This window comes from Sphingomonas immobilis (genome assembly GCF_030580995.1).
GTDB lineage: Bacteria > Pseudomonadota > Alphaproteobacteria > Sphingomonadales > Sphingomonadaceae > Sphingomonas > Sphingomonas immobilis.
Genome location: NZ_JAUQSZ010000006.1, coordinates 36,804 through 52,636 on the forward strand (window position 1 = coordinate 36,804; position 15,833 = coordinate 52,636).

The following is a 15,833-nucleotide window of genomic DNA, read 5'->3' on the forward strand; positions in this document are numbered from 1 at the left end:
CGCGCGCATGATGAAACGCCTTCTCGCGCTCGCCGCCATCGCCATCGCCACCCCAGCCGCCGCGCAGGGCGTAGACCCCGCCGCGATCACCAGGACGGTGCAGGACATTTCCGCCGACGCCTTCCAGGGCCGCGCACCCGGCGGGCCCGGCGAGACGGTGACGATCGACTATCTGGTGAAGCGCTTCGCGGCACTCGGCCTGCAACCCGGCGGCCCGGATGGCCAGTGGACGCAGACCGTGCCGCTCCTGCACACCAGGCTCGGCCAGCCCGAGCGGTTCGGCGTGTCGGTCAAGGGCAAGTGGCAGGGCTGGACGCGCGGCGAGCAGGCCTATGCCTGGTCGTTGCAGCCGAACGACAAGGCGGTGATCGACAACGCCCCGCTCGTGTTCGTCGGCTACGGCGTGACGGCCCCCGAGCGGAAATGGGACGATTTCAAGCGGGCGGACCTGCACGGCAAGGTCGCCGTCATCCTCGTCAACGATCCCGATTTCGAAGCGGTGCAGGGTGAGCCTGTCTTTCAGAAGTTCGGCGGGCGCACGATGACCTATTACGGCCGCTGGACCTACAAGTTCGAGGAGATGGCGCGCAGGGGCGCGATCGGCGCGCTGATCGTCCACGATACGCCCGGCGCGGGCTATGGCTGGAACGTCGTGATATCGGGGCAGGGCGAGGCGTATGACATCGTTCGGCCCGCCGGTCAGATCACCAGCCTGCGCCTGCAGGGCTGGTTGAACGGCGACGCCGCGGCGACCCTGTTCGCCCAAGCCGGGCTGGACCTGCCGGCGCTGCGCAAGGCGGCACGCGACCCCGCTTTCACGCCGGTCCCGCTCAAGGGCATCACTTTCTCGGCGGCGATCCCGGTCAGCCATGAAGTCGTCGAGAGTCACAACGTCCTCGCGAAAATTCCGGGCAAGGCCGCGGCGGATCAGACGGTGATGTTCGGCGCGCATTGGGATGCGTACGGCGTCGGCCCGGCCGACAAGCAGGGCAACACCATCCGGCGCGGTGCCAACGACGACGGCATCGGCGTGGCCGCGCTGCTGGAGATCGCCCGCATCCTGAAGGCCGAGCCGGCACCGCGGCGCACGATCGCCTTCGCCGTCTGGACGGCGGAGGAGCGCGGTCTGCTCGGTTCCGAATATTATGCCACGCACCCGGTCTATCCGCTCGAGACGACGGCGGCGAACCTGACGATCGATATCCTGCAGACCGCCGGCAAGGCGAAGGATGCGATCCTGGTCGGCGTCGGGCAGGACAGTCTGCAGGACGACATGGCGCGTGTCGCCGCGACGCAGGGGCGGCGCGTGACGCCCGAGGGCCTGCCCGAGCGCGGGCTGTTCTACCGCGCCGATCATTTCAGCCTGGCGAAGCGCGGCGTGCCCGTCCTGCTGCAAATGGGGATCGCCGGCGCCTCCGATCTGGAGACGGGCGGCACGGCGGCGGGGCAGGCGTGGATCGATGCCTATACCGGCAAATGCTATCACCAGCCCTGCGATGCCTGGTCGCCCGACTGGAATCTCGACGGCGCGAAGCAGGATATCGACCTGATGCTCGTGATCGGCCGCGAGGTGGCGAACGGCACTGCATGGCCGAGCTGGAAGCCGGGTTCCGAGTTCAAGGCGATCCGCGACAAGAGCGCCGCGCTCAGGAAGTAAGCGCCAGCAAAGCGAACGTGGCGAGCCAGTGCGTGCCCATGTAATCGTCGGCGATGTGCGGCAGGCTGGCGGTGATATGGGCGTCGGCGGCCGCGCACGCGGCGGGCGTGACGGGGTGCGCATCGCCGAGCGCGGTGGCGATCGTCCGCCAGCACCACGCGCGGCTGAGGTTGAGGCCGTCGAGATGCGCGATCTTGCCGTCGCTGCGATCGGAGACGTGGGCGGGGGTGAACAGGGTCGCGGGGCGGCCTTCGGTCAGGTGCGGCAGGAAGGCGTCGAACCATTCGGGGAACGCCGCGCCGAGCAGGCGGCTCATCAGCGTGGCCTCGATCAGCGAGGATGACAGGAACTCGTCGCCGCCCGGTTCCCACGCCTGACAGTCGCGGTCCTCGCTGAACCAGCCGCGCGCGGTGGTCTCGATCAGTGCGGCGAGATCGGGGTCGTGGGTCCGCGCCCAGTCGATCGCCAGCGTCAGCGCGAAGGCGGAATTGCCGTGCGTGCCGGTGCGGATCGGGTAGGTCAGCTTGGGCAGGAAGGCGCGGAAGCGATCCGCGAAAGCGCGTGCCAGCGGCTCCAGCGCCGCGCCCCACGGCGCCCCGGTTTCATCTGCGTGCCGCGCCGCCTCGCCGTGCAGCGCCAGCGCCCAGGCCCAGCCATATGGCCGCTCGAACCCGCCGGAGCTCGGCCGCGCGAGATAGGCAAGCTCGCCCGCGACGTTCTCCGGCGTCAGCATCGCGTCGGCGCGCGCGCGGATCGCCTCGGCCTCGGGCATGTCCGGGAACAGCCGCGCCAGCGTCAGCACCTGCCACCAGCCATGCACGCAGCTATGCCAGTCGAAGCTGCCGTAGAAGATCGGGTGCAACGCCGACGGCGTCGCCGCATCATCGGGGCCGTCCAGCACGTGATCCAGCTTGTGCGGATATTCCTGCCCGAGATGCCCGAGCGTGAGCGCGGCGAACCGGGCGGCGAGACTCTGGTCGAGCATCATCGGATCACCATCCACAACAGCACCACGTTGAATACGAACAGCGGCAGCGCAGTCGGCAGTTGCGCCTTGATCACGCCGTTCCGGTCCTTCAATTCCAGCAGGGCCGCCGGCACGAGATTGAAGTTCGCCGCCATCGGCGTCATCAGCGTCCCGCAGAAGCCCGCAAGCATCCCGATCGCCGCGACCGGCGCGGGATCGGCACCGTGCAGCCGCACCAGCAACGGCAGCCCGACCGCCGCGATCATCACCGGGAATGCGGCGAAGGCGTTGCCGATCGCGATCGTGAACAGCAGCATCCCGCCCGCATAGACGATCACCGCGCCGATCAGGCTGCCGCCCGGGATCGCCTGTCCCGCCAGCACGCCGACCGCAGTGCCGACGCCCGCGCTCGCGAACACCGCGCCGAGGCTGGCGAGCATCTGCGGCAGCACCGCCGCCCAGCCGATATCGTCCATCAGCCGCAACCCCTCGCGGAACGGCGCGGCGGGGGCGGGCCGCAGCCAGACATAGCAGACCGCGAGCGCTACACCCACGCCGAGCGTCAGCGCGACGAGCGTCGCCTGCTTGGGGTCGATCAGCGCAGGCATCTGCTTGAACGCGAAGGTGCCGATCAGCGCGGTCGCCGGGATGATGAGCGCGGGCACGAACAGCATCGCGCCGCGCGGTCGCGTCGGGGCGATATCGTCGGTGCGCCGCGCCCGCATCCGCCCGAACGCGGCGACCGCGACCAGGGCGATGACGAGACAGCCATTGCCGAGATCGCCCAGCCGGTCGCCGGCGAGGAAGCTGAGCGCGAGCAGGGCGTGGAAAGCGGCATTGCCCCAGCGCCGCCCACCCGCGCTCAGCACCGCGAACGTGAGGAACACGCAGCCCGCGATCGGATAGACGAGGTTCAGCCCGATCATGCGCGTTTCGCCCGGCGGTCGAGCCACAGCAGCCGCGCGCCGTGGATCAACAGCGCGGCGATCGCAGTCGGGATCGCCCAGACCGAGAGGTGGAGCGGCTCGATGGCGATGCCGTACCCCTGCAGCACGCCCTTCATCAGCAGGATCGATCCGATCGCGATGAAGATGTCCTCGCCGAAGAAGAGCGCGATATTGTCGGTCGCGGCGGCGAGCGCGCGCAGTTTTTCCGGGTCGTGATCGCTGCCTTCCGCCGCCGCCTCGGTCATCGGCGCAACGAGCGGGCGCACGGTCTGCGGATGCCCGGCAATCGACGTCAGCCCGAGCGCGGCGGCCCCCTGCCGGAAGATCATGTAGAGCAGCAGCAACCGCCCCGGCGTCGCCCCGCGCAGCGTGCGCACCAACCCCGCCGCGCGCGCCTGCAGGCCGTGGCGTTCGAGCAGGCCGATCACCGGCAGCACGATGTAGACGACGGTAACGAAGCGGTTCTCGTTGAACGCCTTGCCGAACAAAGCGATGATCCGCAGCGGATCGAACCCCGCCGCCAATCCCGTCACCAGCGCCGACGCTGCCACCACCAGCAAGGGATTGAAGCGCAGCGCAAAGCCGAGCGCGATCACCGCGATGCCCGCGAGTACGAGCATCAGTGATCCATACCCTGCCGCCGCAATCCCACACTCCGTTCGGGCTGAGCGTGTCGAAGCCCTGCACTTTCTTCCGGGGAAGAACAGCCCTTCGACAAGCTCGGGGCGAACGCGGGGAGGGTGAAGGTTTCCATCGCTGCAGCTTTGCATATCGATGCGAAGGTCGCCAAGCAGGGACGATGAACGGCTGGCAATTCTGGATCGATCGCGGCGGCACCTTCACCGATGTCGTCGCGCGGCTGCCCGACGGCCGCGTGCGCACGGCCAAATTGCTGTCGCACGATCCCGCCCGCTACGAGGATGCCGCCGTCGCCGGGATCGCGCGGCTGCTGGCGGACGGCGGCGCGACGCTCGCCCACGTGACGGCGGTGAAAATGGGCACGACCGTCGCCACCAACGCGCTGCTCGAGCGCAAAGGCGAACCCACGCTGCTCGCGATCACGCGCGGCTTCGGCGACGCGCTGCGGATCGGATACCAGGCGCGGCCGGAGATTTTCGCGCGGGCGATCGTGCTGCCCGAACAGGCCTATGCCGGGGTAATCGAGATCGCCGAACGGGTGGATGCGGACGGCGCGGTGCTGGAACCGCTCGATACGGACGCAGCGCAGCGCGATCTGGCGGCGGCGTATGCGCGCGGCCTGCGCTCCATCGCAATCGTGCTGATGCACGGCTATCGCCATACCGCGCACGAAGCGGCGCTGGCGGAGATCGCGCGCGCGATCGGCTTCACGCAGGTCTCTGTAAGCCATGTCGTCGCGCCGTTGATCCGGCTGGTCGGGCGCGGCGAGACGACCGTCGTCGACGCCTATCTGTCGCCGGTGCTGCGGCGCTATGTCGATCGCGTCGCTGCGGCGCTGGGCGATACCGAGCTGCTGTTCATGCAATCCAACGGCGGTCTCGCCAGCGCGGGCGCGTTCCAGGGGCGCGACGCGATCCTTTCGGGACCGGCGGGCGGCATCATCGGCATGGCGGAGACGGCGCGTCAGGCCGGGATCGCGCGTGTGATCGGCTTCGACATGGGCGGCACCTCGACCGACGTGTCGCATCATGCCGGCACGCTGGAGCGGATCGGCGAGGCGGTCGTCGGGGGCCTGCGCGTTCGCGCGCCGATGTTGCAGATCCACACCGTCGCGGCGGGTGGCGGATCGATCTGCCGCTTCGACGGAATGCGGCTGCGGGTAGGCCCGGAAAGCGCGGGGGCCGATCCGGGGCCCGCCTGCTACCGCCGCGGCGGGCCGCTGACGATCACCGACTGCAATCTGCTGCTCGGGCGGCTGCAACCGGCGCATTTCCCGAAGCTGTTCGGCGTAAACGGCGACCAGCCGCTCGACCGCGACGTGGTTGTGGCGAAATTCGATACGCTCGCCGCCGAGACCGGATCGACGCCCGAGGCGCTCGCGCTCGGCTTCATCGAGATCGCCAATCAGGCGATGGCCAATGCGATCCGCACGATCTCGGTCGCGCGCGGCCACGATCTTGCGCGCTATGCGCTGGCGAGTTTCGGCGGGGCGGGCGGGCAACATGCCTGTGCGATCGCCGATATGCTCGGCATCGACCGGGTGATGATCCACCCGCTCGCGGGCGTGCTGTCGGCGTTCGGCATGGGCATGGCGGCGCAGCGCGTGGTGCGCGAGGCAACCGTGGCGCTGCCGCTCGACGCGGGCGAACCTGCGGCGCTCGACATGCTGGCGCGCGATGCGGAGGCCGCACTCGCCGCGCAGGGCGCGCAGCTCGAACGCACCGAGCGGCGGCTGCGCCTGCGTCACGCGGGCGCGGACACGACGCTGACGCTCGATGCCGCGCCGTTCGAGACGCTGGCAGCGCGTTTCGCCGAGCGACACCGCGCCCGCTTCGGCTATGTCGATGCCGCCACGCCGCTGGTGATCGACGCCGCCGAGGCCGAGGCGGTCGCGCGCTCGACCGCCGCCGAGGTGCGCTTCGAGCCCGGTAGCGGTGCGACGTCGGAAGCGGTGGCGCTCCACGACGGCACCGCGCCGCTGTTCGACCGCGACACGCTCCCTGCCCGATGGTCGTGCGAAGGCCCCGCGATCGTCGCCGATGCGTCAGGCACCAGCTTCGTCGCGCCCGGCTGGCGCGCGGAGATCGACGCCACCGCCAATCTGATGCTGACCCGCGCCCAGCCGCTGGTGCGTCAGGCTGCGGCCGGCACCGAGGTGGACCCGGTGCGGCTCGAACTGTTCGCCAACCTTTTCATGGCGATCGCCGAGCAGATGGGCGTCGCGCTCCAGCAGACCGCGCGGTCGGTGAACATCAAGGAGCGGCTCGATTTCAGCTGCGCGCTGTTCGATGCCGAGGGCAATCTCATCGCCAATGCACCGCACATTCCGGTGCATCTCGGCTCGATGGGAGAGAGCATCCGCACCATCATCGCCAATCGCGGCGATACGATGCGGCCCGGCGACGTCTATGCGCTGAACGATCCCTATCACGGTGGCACGCATCTGCCCGACGTGACCGTCATCATGCCCGTATTCGCGGATAGCGACGGCCCCGCCTTCTTCGTCGCGGCGCGCGGCCATCAGGGTGACATCGGCGGAACGACGCCCGGTTCGATGCCCGCCGACAGCAAAGTGATCGGCGAGGAAGGCGTGCTGATCGACGATTTCCTGCTCGTCCGGGCGGGCCGTTTTCGCGAGACCGAACTGCGCGCGCTGCTGGCCTCGGGCGACTGGCCCGCGCGCAACCCGAACCAGAACGTCGGCGATCTCCGCGCGCAGATCGCCGCGTGCGCACGCGGCGGCGAAGCGTTGCTCGCCGCCGTAGCGGAACACGGGCTCCCGGTGGTGCAGGCGTACATGGCCCATGTCCGCGCCAATGCGGAGGAAGCGGTGCGACGCCTGCTCGCGCGGATCGAGGGCGGCTCATTCCGCTGTCCGATGGATAACGGCGCGGAAATCGCCGTCGCCGTCACGATCGATCGGATCGCGCGCAGCGCCCGCGTCGATTTCACCGGCACCAGCGCCCAGCGACCCGACAATTTCAACGCGCCCGCCTCGATCGTGCGGGCGGCGCTGCTCTACGTCGTGCGCGTGCTGGTCGACGAGCCGATCCCGCTCAACGAGGGCTGCCTCGTCCCGTTCGAGATCGTCGTGCCGGAAGGATCGATGCTGCGCCCGCTTCCGCCGGCGGCGGTGGTCGCGGGCAATGTCGAGACCAGCCAGATCGTGACCGATGCGCTGTTCGGCGCGTTCGGCGCGATGGCTGCGGCACAGGGGACGATGAACAATTTCACCTTCGGCGACGGCGCGCGGCAATATTACGAGACCATCGCGGGCGGCTCAGGCGCGGGCCCGGATTTCGCGGGCGCCTCCGCCGTCCAGACGCACATGACCAACAGCCGGATGACCGACCCCGAAGTGCTCGAAACGCGCTTCCCCGTCCTGGTCGAACGCTTTGCGATCCGCGCCGGCTCTGGCGGGGCGGGGACGTATCCGGGCGGCGACGGCACCGTCCGTCAGATACGCTTTCGCGAACCCATGACGGCGACCCTCCTCACCAACCGGCGCGAGACGGCGCCGTTTGGCTTGGACGGCGGCGCTGACGGTGCGCCGGGACGCAATAGCCTCGTCCGCGCCGACGGCGCTACGCAGACGTTGCCCGCCTCCGTCCGGCTCGACGTCGCAGCGGGGGATTCGATCGTCGTCGAAACGCCCGGTGGCGGAGGTTTCGGCGACGGCCGCTAAGTCCGGCGTTCAGCCGCGCGAGACGCAGCGAAAGCCGATGTGGCTGGTGGAGGAATCGATCGGCTGCGGATGCCGCGCGGCGGGCCGGTATCGCTGACAGTAATTGGCGGCGCAGAGATGCGATCCGCCTTTCAGGACTTTGCGGCCGATCCTGATCTCGGGCTCCAGCGGGTCGAAGCTCGCGGCGCGCGTTCCGCCCCTCGGATTGGCTTCCGCGGGCGCGCAGCATGACCTGGCGGGCTTGCCCTTCGCGCCGCCACGGACGCCGTACCAGTCGGCGGTCCATTCCCAGACGTTGCCGATCATGTCGTACAGGCCAAAGCCGTTCGGCGGATAGATGCCGACCGGAGAGGTTCTGGCCCAACCGTCGAGCAACTGGTTCGCGAAGGGAAAGAGCCCCTGCCAGTAATTGGCGAGCATGGCCCCGTCCGGCGCAAGCGTGTCGCCCCAGGCATAGTCGGCATCGTCGAGCCCGCCGCGCGCGGCATATTCCCACTCGGCTTCGGTCGGGAGGGTCTTGCCCGCCCAGGCGGCATAGGCCTGCGCGTCGGCATAGCTGACATGGACCACGGGATGATCCTCCAGCCCGTCCAGCGAACTGTCGGTCCCGAGCGGCCTGCGCCAGTCCGCTCCGGCGGTGAAATGCCACCAGAGCGAGGGATCGTTCGTATCGACCGGCGTGGATGTCGGCTGGAACACGCCGGATCCGGCAAACGCCATTTCGGGCAACATGCCGGGGTAATCCGCGGGATCGGGCACCGTCTCCGCGATGGTGACATGGCCGGTCTCCGCCACGAACCGCGCGAACTGGCGGTTGGTGACGGGAAAGCGGTCGATACGGAAAGCATCGACGCGAACCTGCCGCCGCGGCGCTTCTTCCGCGTAGAAACGATCGGAACCCATGCCGAACGTGGCACCGGGCAGCGCGACCATGTCTCCGTCAGGATCCGTCATCATGCGCCCTATATCCGCACGCGCACACCCATTGTGTAGGTGGTTTCGTCATAGAAGGATTCGAAGGACAGGTAGGAATTGCCGACATAATCGCGGGTCTTGCTCCGCAGGATGTTCGTGCCGCCGACATCGAAGCGGATCTTCGGGGTGATATCGTAGCCGAGGCTGAAATCGAGGCGGCCGGCCGGGCGGACGTAGCTCAGCAACGTGGTCGTGCCCGCCGGGCGCACCGAGATCGAACCGGTCTGGTCGCTGTCGAAATATTGCGATCGATAGGTGTAGATCAGGCGGCCGCTCAGGCCGTATTTCTCGTAGAGCAACCCGGCGGTGAAATTGTACTTCGAAACGCCCTGAAGCGGGTTGCCCGCGAGCGGATCATTGCCCTCGATCTTGGAATCCGCCAGCGTGAAGGCACCCTGCACGCCGATGCCGGACCAGGCGCCCGGCAGGAAATCCGCGAAATACTGGCCGCTGACCTCGATGCCTTTCAAGCTCGCCTCGCCGAGATTGCGCGGGCGGGTGACGCTGTAGGTGACGGCGTTGTACGTTTCGGGTGCCGCGCCGTTCAGCACGCGGTCGTGGATCTTCCGATAGTATCCGGCGACGGCGATATACCCACCGTGGAAATAATATTCGACCGTGGCGTCGAAATTGTCGGATTTCTGCTCGCGCAGATTGGGGTTTCCGGCGCTGCCGCTGCTCTGCACGAACGGGTTGTTCGACAGCGCGAGCGTGACGACGGGGTTGAGATCGGTGAACTCCGGCCGCCGGATGGACTTCGAGTAGCTGAGGCGCGCCTGCAGGCCACCGTCGAGCTTCAGGCGCGCGGTTGCAGTGGGCAGGAAATCCCGGTCGGTCGTGTCGGCGTTGATCGGCGTGTAGGTCGTCACGCCGGCCGCCGTCGTCGCCTGGAAGAAGTTCAGGGATCGATCGGTCTGGACGAAGCGCCCGCCGACGATGCCGTCGATGGCCAGGCCTTCGCTCACGTCGAGCGCGTAGTTCAGCTCGGCATAAGCGGAGATCGTCTGCTCATCGGCATTGAACTGCCTGTCCTTCTGGTACGCGGGGCGTCCGGCCGCCAGGCCGACGTAGCGCCGCAGCGCATCCTGACCCGCGCCCGACAGCAGATAGTCGGGATTGGGCACGTAGAAGGCTTGCCCGCCATTGATGCCGGGCGCGGCCGAGCCGAGCGACAGGAAATCCGCCGGCAGCCCGGTCGCCGAAACCTTGACCGCCGTCGGCTCCGTCGCGGTGCCGAGGTTGCCGCCCGGCACGGCGGTGTTGAGAACGACCTGCTGCGTGCTGGCCGATCGCTTCGCATAGCGCGCGCCGACGCGGATGCTCGACAGGAACCCGCCCAACTCCTTCCGCGCGTCGGCCTTCGCCGCGAACAGATAGCCGTCTGTCAGCTGGAAATTCTGCTGATAGCTGTTGCGGATATAGAGCCCGTCTGTGGTCTGGAGCGCTCTGCCGGGGATCGTGAAGCGCGGAACGCCGTCCACGTTCGGCTCCAGCGTCACGCTGGCGAGGCGCTGGCCGATATCGGCGATGATGAGCGTGTTGTCGGCGTGCGACGTCTGGTAGGAAAGGTCGAGATTGGCATTCCACCCCGCCCGGTCGAAGGTGATGCCGCCGGCGATACTCTTGTTGTTCGTGTAATTGTCGCGCGCCTGCGTCGTCTGGTTCACGACGAGATTGTTGAAGGTGATGCTGTTGACCGCGCAGAGCGTCTGCAGCGTGGATGCGGCCGTTCCCGTCGGGTTCTGGCCCGCCGCCGTCGCGTTCGCCTGGAAGCAGTTGTCGCTCTTCGAAATGCCGCTCAGCGTCACGTTGGTGGTATAGGGCTGCATGTTGGCGCCGTAATGCGCGCCGCGATCGTGCGAATCCGTATAGAGCCCGTCCAGGTAGACCTGCACGCCCGGTGCGGCCTGCCACTGTACGGACGCATTGACCTGGGTGCGGTCCAGCCGGCCTTCTTCCGGGAAATTCTGCATGATGTTGGGAAGCAGCAAGCCCGGCGTATTGAGCGGCGCAGCCTGCGAGCTGCGGACACCGCTCAGGATCGTCTGGTCCCGTTCGTAATCGTTGCGCTGCCACGTCGCATTCACCAGCACGCCGATTTCGCCGATGCCGGTGTCGAACCGTTTCGTGGCGAGGCCGCCGAACGAGGGGCTCACGTCGCCGGCGCGCAGGCCGTAATTGCCGCGTGCGGACAGGACGACCGTCGGCTTGGTAAAGCTGAACGGCCGGTTGAGCTTGAGGTCGATCACGCCCGCCAGGCCGCCTTCCACGAGATCCGGCGATTGCGATTTGTAGACATCGACGCCCGCCAGCGCCTCGGCGGGAAGATCCTGAAGGTTGAACTTGCGACCCGTCGTCGTGAAGATTTCGCGGCCGTTCACGGTGGTCAGGACATCGGGCAGGCCGCGCACGCGAACATCGCCGAGTTCGTTGTTGCGATTGACCGACACCTGAATGCCGGGAACGCGCTGAAGCGCGGCGGCCGTGGTCGGATCGGGGAGCTTGCCGATATCCTGTGCGACGATGGAATCGACGATCTGCGTGGCGTTCCGCTTGATGTCGGCGGCGCGTTGCAGCGACTGGCGGATTCCGGTCACGACGACTTCGCCGTCGTTCTGCGCGTCGTCTGCGGCCGCGGCGGCGGGAGGAGCGGGGGCGTCGGTGTCGCGCGCGTGTGCGGGCGCGGCGGCGGCAATGGTCAAAAGCGAGGCTGAGAGCCCGAGGGCGATACGCGCGTTCACTGGAATGTCTCCCTGTCGTGTCGCGACACCAGCTAGCAAAGCTCGTGAAAAGCTGGCGCAAGAATTCCTATCAACGTAGTATGATTTATCTGCACGCGGGGATTTGCGATCCTGCTAGGACGCGCAAACGCCTCGCTGGCCGAAGGAGATTGGAGAATGTCCGTACCCCGCAAACGCCCATTCCTGCGCGGTGCCGCCGTCGCGCTCGCGCTGGCCGCGCCGCTGGCCGTCGTCGCGACGACGGCACCGGCAACGGCCAAAGAAGCGCCGGCACGTCCGGTTCCCGCCGCACAGCGCCCGAACGTGCTCTTCGTGCTGGTGGACGACATGGGCTATGGCGATCTGTCGATCATGGGCAATCGCAAGGTCGCGACGCCCAATCTCGACAAGCTCGCACGAGACGGCGTGCTGCTCACGCAGTTCCATGACGCATCGCCGATCTGTTCCTCCTCGCGCGCCGGTTTTATGACCGGGCGTTTCCCCGCGACCGTGGGCTTTGTCGGCATCACCGCGACGCGCGCCAAGAATGCGGAACAGGGGCAGGCGGACTGGCTCGATCCCAAACTGCCGACGCTGGCCAAGTTGCTGAAAGGCGCGGGCTATACGACGGCGCATATCGGCAAATGGCATCTCGGCGGCGGGCGCGACATCGGCAACGCGCCCTGGCCGACCGCCTACGGCTTCGACAAGAGCTTCACCACGTTCGAGGGGCTGGGGCCGCGCGTGCTGGTATCGGACGAGGAACGCGATCTCGCGCAGGCGTCGGACAAACTCGGACAGGGCCCGCGGTTCTGGGAAAACAAGACGAACCTGACGCGGCTATATGCCGACATGGCCGTCGATTTTGTTGCGCAGCATGGCGACAAGCCGTGGTTCGTGAACCTGTGGCTCAACGACGTGCATGATCCCTGGGCCCCCGATGACGAGAGCCTGTCCGAAGTGATGGGCAAGGGGACGAGCTCGGACGACGACCGTTTCCTCGCGAGCCTCGTCAAGATGGACCGGACGCTGGGGCGGCTGTTCCAGCGGCTCGATCAGATGGGCCAGCTCGACAACACGCTTGTCATCGTGACCTCCGACAACGGGCCGTCTTCGCTCCAGAAATATTACAAGGATGGCAATACCGCGCCCGGCAGCGCCGAAAACCTTCGCGGCCGCAAGTTCAGCCTTTACGAAGGCGGCATCCGGCAGCCGTTGATCCTCTACTGGCGCGGCCATGCCAAGGCGGGCACGCGCGACGAGACCACGGTTGCGGGCGGTGTCGATCTGTTGCCGACGCTGGCAAGCATCATCGGCGCGCCGGCGCCAGAGGGGAGCGTGGGTATTGATCTCTCGCCGGCCCTGGCCGGCACGCCCATCACCACGCGCCCGCCGCTATTCTGGGCTTATGGCAAGGAAGGTGCGAAGACGCAGCCGAACGTGCCGTTTCAGGAACGCGACGTGTCGCCGCGTTTCGCGATCCGCGACGGCGACTGGAAGCTGCTTGCCGAGTTCGGCGGTGCCAAGCCGCAGCTCTACAACCTGGCGTCCGATCCTGCCGAAGCGAAGGATCTCGCGGCAGGGCAGCCGGCGGTTCGTGATCGCCTGCTCGCCAGGCTGAAGAGCTGGATGAGCAGCCTGCCACGCTATGTTCCGCGTGACGAACCTGCGAAGCCGGTGCCCGCGGCCTCGCCAGCGCCCGATCAATAGCGACGAGTCATTGGAAGCGCAGCGCGCGCTCCGCTTTCAATGGCCGCCGGCGCGTTTGCGGAAGGAGGTTGGCGCGTCGCCGAAGTGATTTCGGAAGGCGCGGTTGAAATGGCTCTGGCTCGTGAAGCCGAGCGAATCCGCGATGAAGGCGATCGACACGTTCGACTGGTTGAGCATCTGTTCCGCACGCTCGAGCCGGGCCTTCAGCACATATTGATGCGGCGAGATGCCGACCGCCTGCTTGAACACGCGGCAGAAATGCGACGGCGTGATGCCGGCGATCGCCGACAGATCCTCCAGGCTGTGCTCGGCCTCCGGCGCCTTGTTGATGGCGCTCAGCACATTGTGGATGCGGTACGAGGAAAAGGACGAGGTCGGCACGTCGGCGGGCGCCGCGCTCGACGGGCCGCGCATCATGTGCGCCTTCAATGCGTCGATCAGCGCGGCGACATAGACGTCGCGCCCGTCGGACGACGGCTTGTACAGTTCCGACAGGATCTGGCGCGCCAGCGCCGCGCCGAGCGGATCGGAAAACGCGAAGCGCATCTTGGCGAACTGCTCGAAAACGGATGCCGCCTGCAGGTCGTGCCGGTTGATACTGAAAGTAATGACATCAAGCTCGCCATCAACCAGCCAGCGCGTCGGCATGGTCGCGGGCACGATGGTGGCGGCACCGGGGAAGGAGGTGGTTTCACTCCAGCCGTCGCGGTCCCACGTCCGCACGCTCGGCTTGCCGCCGAGATGAATGACGAACATCGGATCGGGCAGGCCGGGCAGCGTGTAGCTGCCGACGAAATTGCGCCAGCGGCTGAAGCGCCAGCGGCCGTCCGAAGACGCCGCCGCCATTTCGGGTCCGCGCTGCAGCGTGTCGGAGATGATCGCCTCCGAATGCCAGACATCCTGAGTCGGATCCTTGCCGGCGCGGGTCAGCATGCCGCCCCCCGTTCGAGGGCCGAGTGTCGGGAAACGGCGCATCGACGCATCTGGGGCAAGATCAATCCATATCCTCTCTGCGCGGGCTGCGCCCGTCTCGGCCAGGTACTATAGCGCACATTGCGGTCGAATCTTTGCAAAAATCGTCGTGGCTTTGCCTTTGCCACGCGCCGTTCGGATTCTCGGCGATTGCCATCAGGCCGTCCCCTCGCATCACGGGATCAGCACGGCTTTGATGCAATCGCCGCGATGTTGCGCCGCCACCGCCGCGTTGATCTCGGCGAGCGGATAGGTCGTCACCAGCTTGTCGAACGGGAAATGCCCCGCGCGGTGCAGCGCGATCAGTTCGGGGATGAAGCCGTCGAGATCGGTATCGCCCTCGATGATGCCGACGATCCGGTGGCCGTAGGTGATGACCGAGGCGAGGTTGATGGTGAGCGTGCTTTCCGGCCGCGGCGGCACACCGACGAGTCCGAGCATGCCATGGCTGCCGAGTGTCGCGAGCGCCGCTTCGACCACGGCTTCGCGCCCGCTGGTCTCGATCGCGAAATCCACGCCTGCGGGCAGGAGTTCCCGGACCGCGGCTGTTACGTCGCCGGCGGCGGGATCGATGACATAGGTGGCGCCAAGCTCGATCGCCATGTCGCGCCGCGAGGCGAGCGGTTCGACGAGGATGATGGTCGCGCAGCCGCGATAGGCGGCCGCCATCACCGCTGCCTGGCCGACCGGCCCGCCGCCGAAGATCGCGATCGAGGAGCCCGGCGGGCAATCGAGCGAGCGCATCACCGCGCCCGCGCCCGTCTGCAGCCCGCAGGCGAGCGGACCCAGCAGCTCGAGCGCCACGCCGTCGGTATCGACCTTGACCAGATTGCGCTCCTCCGTCAGCGCGAAACCGGCGAAGGACGACTGGCCGAAGAAGTTCGCCGACAAGGGCGCGCCGTCACGGTGAAGGCCCGTGCTTCCGTCCGCCCGCGCGCCCGCATAGTTGAGGTCCGGGAAGGACTGGCAATAGGAGGGCAGGTGTTCCGCACAGCGCGGGCAGTGGCCGCAACTGCTGAACCCGATCACGACGGAGTCGCCTGGCTGTACCTTGGTGACGCCTGCGCCGATCGCCTCGACGACGCCAGCACCCTCATGGCCGAGCACGGCGGGCAGCGGGATCGGGATGAATTGGTCCCGCGCGACGAGATCGGTGTGGCACAGGCCGACGCCGGCAATGCGCACCAGCACCTCGCCGGGGCGCGGCGCGTCGATCTGCACGGTCTCAACGGTGAAGTCGGGTATCGACCTGCTCGTGACCGACCATATCATGCCACAGATGACCGGTGCCGACCTCGCTCGCGCCGCGAAGAAACTGCGGCCCCGGCTGCATGTTCTGGTGGTCTCGGGATATTCCGATGCGACAGGCCTCGCGGCCGATCTGCCGCGACTCGAAAAGCCGTTCCGGCAGGCCGAACTGGCCTCGCATCTGGAAGCGGTGATGAGCCCGCGTTCGTCTGCCACGAGCGTTCACTAAAGCGACCGAAATGCGATGCGGACGCCCTCGACCAAGGGCAGTCGATGCGCGTGCCTGTCGTGGAAGCAGAACTGCCTCGATAAT

General features: G+C 67.5%; 11 protein-coding genes. 4 read left to right on the plus strand and 7 right to left on the minus strand.

The window, feature by feature from the left end:
- The first annotated feature begins 7 nt into the window (after positions 1 to 7).
- Complete coding sequence (locus Q5H94_RS09975; RefSeq protein ID WP_431312153.1) at positions 8 to 1,657, plus strand: M20/M25/M40 family metallo-hydrolase; 1,650 nt, start codon at positions 8 to 10, stop codon at positions 1,655 to 1,657.
- On the opposite strand, the gene Q5H94_RS09980 is transcribed toward Q5H94_RS09975, so the two are convergent.
- The 3 genes from Q5H94_RS09980 to Q5H94_RS09990 are packed head-to-tail and all read right to left on the minus strand — an operon-like array spanning position 1,647 to position 4,191.
- On the minus strand, positions 1,647 to 2,645 hold the full coding sequence (locus Q5H94_RS09980) for a DUF2891 domain-containing protein (RefSeq protein ID WP_304561119.1): 999 nt from the start codon (positions 2,643 to 2,645) through the stop codon (positions 1,647 to 1,649). The genes Q5H94_RS09975 and Q5H94_RS09980 overlap by 11 nt on opposite strands.
- A complete protein-coding gene (locus Q5H94_RS09985; RefSeq protein ID WP_304561120.1) occupies positions 2,642 to 3,550 on the minus strand; it encodes a DUF979 domain-containing protein in 909 nt (302 codons plus the stop codon). Before Q5H94_RS09985 ends, Q5H94_RS09980 begins: the two co-directional genes overlap by 4 nt.
- Positions 3,547 to 4,191 (minus strand): DUF969 domain-containing protein, encoded by a 645-nt coding sequence (locus tag Q5H94_RS09990; protein WP_304561121.1) that lies wholly within the window; start codon positions 4,189 to 4,191, stop codon positions 3,547 to 3,549. Before Q5H94_RS09990 ends, Q5H94_RS09985 begins: the two co-directional genes overlap by 4 nt.
- A 179-nt stretch (positions 4,192 to 4,370) precedes the next feature.
- On the opposite strand from Q5H94_RS09990, the gene Q5H94_RS09995 reads away from it, so the two are divergent.
- Positions 4,371 to 7,895 carry a hydantoinase B/oxoprolinase family protein gene (locus Q5H94_RS09995; protein ID WP_304561122.1) on the plus strand — a complete coding sequence of 1,175 codons (3,525 nt, stop codon included), beginning with the start codon at positions 4,371 to 4,373 and terminating at the stop codon, positions 7,893 to 7,895.
- A 9-nt stretch (positions 7,896 to 7,904) separates the two neighbouring features.
- Here Q5H94_RS09995 and Q5H94_RS10000 read toward each other — a convergent pair whose 3' ends face one another.
- Both Q5H94_RS10000 and Q5H94_RS10005 read right to left on the minus strand, forming a co-directional pair.
- Positions 7,905 to 8,828, minus strand: a complete 924-nt coding sequence (locus tag Q5H94_RS10000) for a formylglycine-generating enzyme family protein (RefSeq protein WP_304561318.1) — start codon at positions 8,826 to 8,828, stop codon at positions 7,905 to 7,907.
- A gap of 29 nt (positions 8,829 to 8,857) precedes the next feature.
- Positions 8,858 to 11,611, minus strand: coding sequence for a TonB-dependent receptor (locus tag Q5H94_RS10005; protein ID WP_304561123.1), 2,754 nt, complete (start codon positions 11,609 to 11,611; stop codon positions 8,858 to 8,860).
- A 156-nt stretch (positions 11,612 to 11,767) separates the two neighbouring features.
- Here Q5H94_RS10005 and Q5H94_RS10010 point away from each other — a divergent pair, with 156 nt between their 5' ends.
- Complete coding sequence (locus tag Q5H94_RS10010) at positions 11,768 to 13,300, plus strand: sulfatase family protein (protein ID WP_304561124.1); 1,533 nt, start codon at positions 11,768 to 11,770, stop codon at positions 13,298 to 13,300.
- Between the two features lie 36 nt (positions 13,301 to 13,336).
- Here Q5H94_RS10010 and Q5H94_RS10015 read toward each other — a convergent pair whose 3' ends face one another.
- Complete coding sequence (locus tag Q5H94_RS10015; protein ID WP_304561125.1) at positions 13,337 to 14,233, minus strand: helix-turn-helix domain-containing protein; 897 nt, start codon at positions 14,231 to 14,233, stop codon at positions 13,337 to 13,339.
- Between the two features lie 213 nt (positions 14,234 to 14,446).
- Positions 14,447 to 15,457 (minus strand): NAD(P)-dependent alcohol dehydrogenase, encoded by a 1,011-nt coding sequence (locus Q5H94_RS10020; protein ID WP_341850105.1) that lies wholly within the window; start codon positions 15,455 to 15,457, stop codon positions 14,447 to 14,449.
- Between Q5H94_RS10020 and Q5H94_RS10025 the strand changes: the two genes are divergently transcribed.
- Positions 15,450 to 15,749 carry a hypothetical protein gene (locus Q5H94_RS10025; protein WP_304561331.1) on the plus strand — a complete coding sequence of 100 codons (300 nt, stop codon included), beginning with the start codon at positions 15,450 to 15,452 and terminating at the stop codon, positions 15,747 to 15,749. The genes Q5H94_RS10020 and Q5H94_RS10025 overlap by 8 nt on opposite strands.
- Positions 15,750 to 15,833: the final 84 nt, after the last annotated feature.

Coding starts and splice junctions, on each gene's coding strand:
- Q5H94_RS09975 (WP_431312153.1), top strand. CDS start 8: ATGATGAAACGCCTTCTCGCGCTCGCCGCCATCGCCATCGCCACCCCA.
- Q5H94_RS09980 (WP_304561119.1), bottom strand. CDS start 2,645: ATGATGCTCGACCAGAGTCTCGCCGCCCGGTTCGCCGCGCTCACGCTC.
- Q5H94_RS09985 (WP_304561120.1), bottom strand. CDS start 3,550: ATGATCGGGCTGAACCTCGTCTATCCGATCGCGGGCTGCGTGTTCCTC.
- Q5H94_RS09990 (WP_304561121.1), bottom strand. CDS start 4,191: ATGCTCGTACTCGCGGGCATCGCGGTGATCGCGCTCGGCTTTGCGCTG.
- Q5H94_RS09995 (WP_304561122.1), top strand. CDS start 4,371: ATGAACGGCTGGCAATTCTGGATCGATCGCGGCGGCACCTTCACCGAT.
- Q5H94_RS10000 (WP_304561318.1), bottom strand. CDS start 8,828: ATGGTCGCGCTGCCCGGTGCCACGTTCGGCATGGGTTCCGATCGTTTC.
- Q5H94_RS10010 (WP_304561124.1), top strand. CDS start 11,768: ATGTCCGTACCCCGCAAACGCCCATTCCTGCGCGGTGCCGCCGTCGCG.
- Q5H94_RS10015 (WP_304561125.1), bottom strand. CDS start 14,233: ATGCTGACCCGCGCCGGCAAGGATCCGACTCAGGATGTCTGGCATTCG.
- Q5H94_RS10025 (WP_304561331.1), top strand. CDS start 15,450: ATGCGCACCAGCACCTCGCCGGGGCGCGGCGCGTCGATCTGCACGGTC.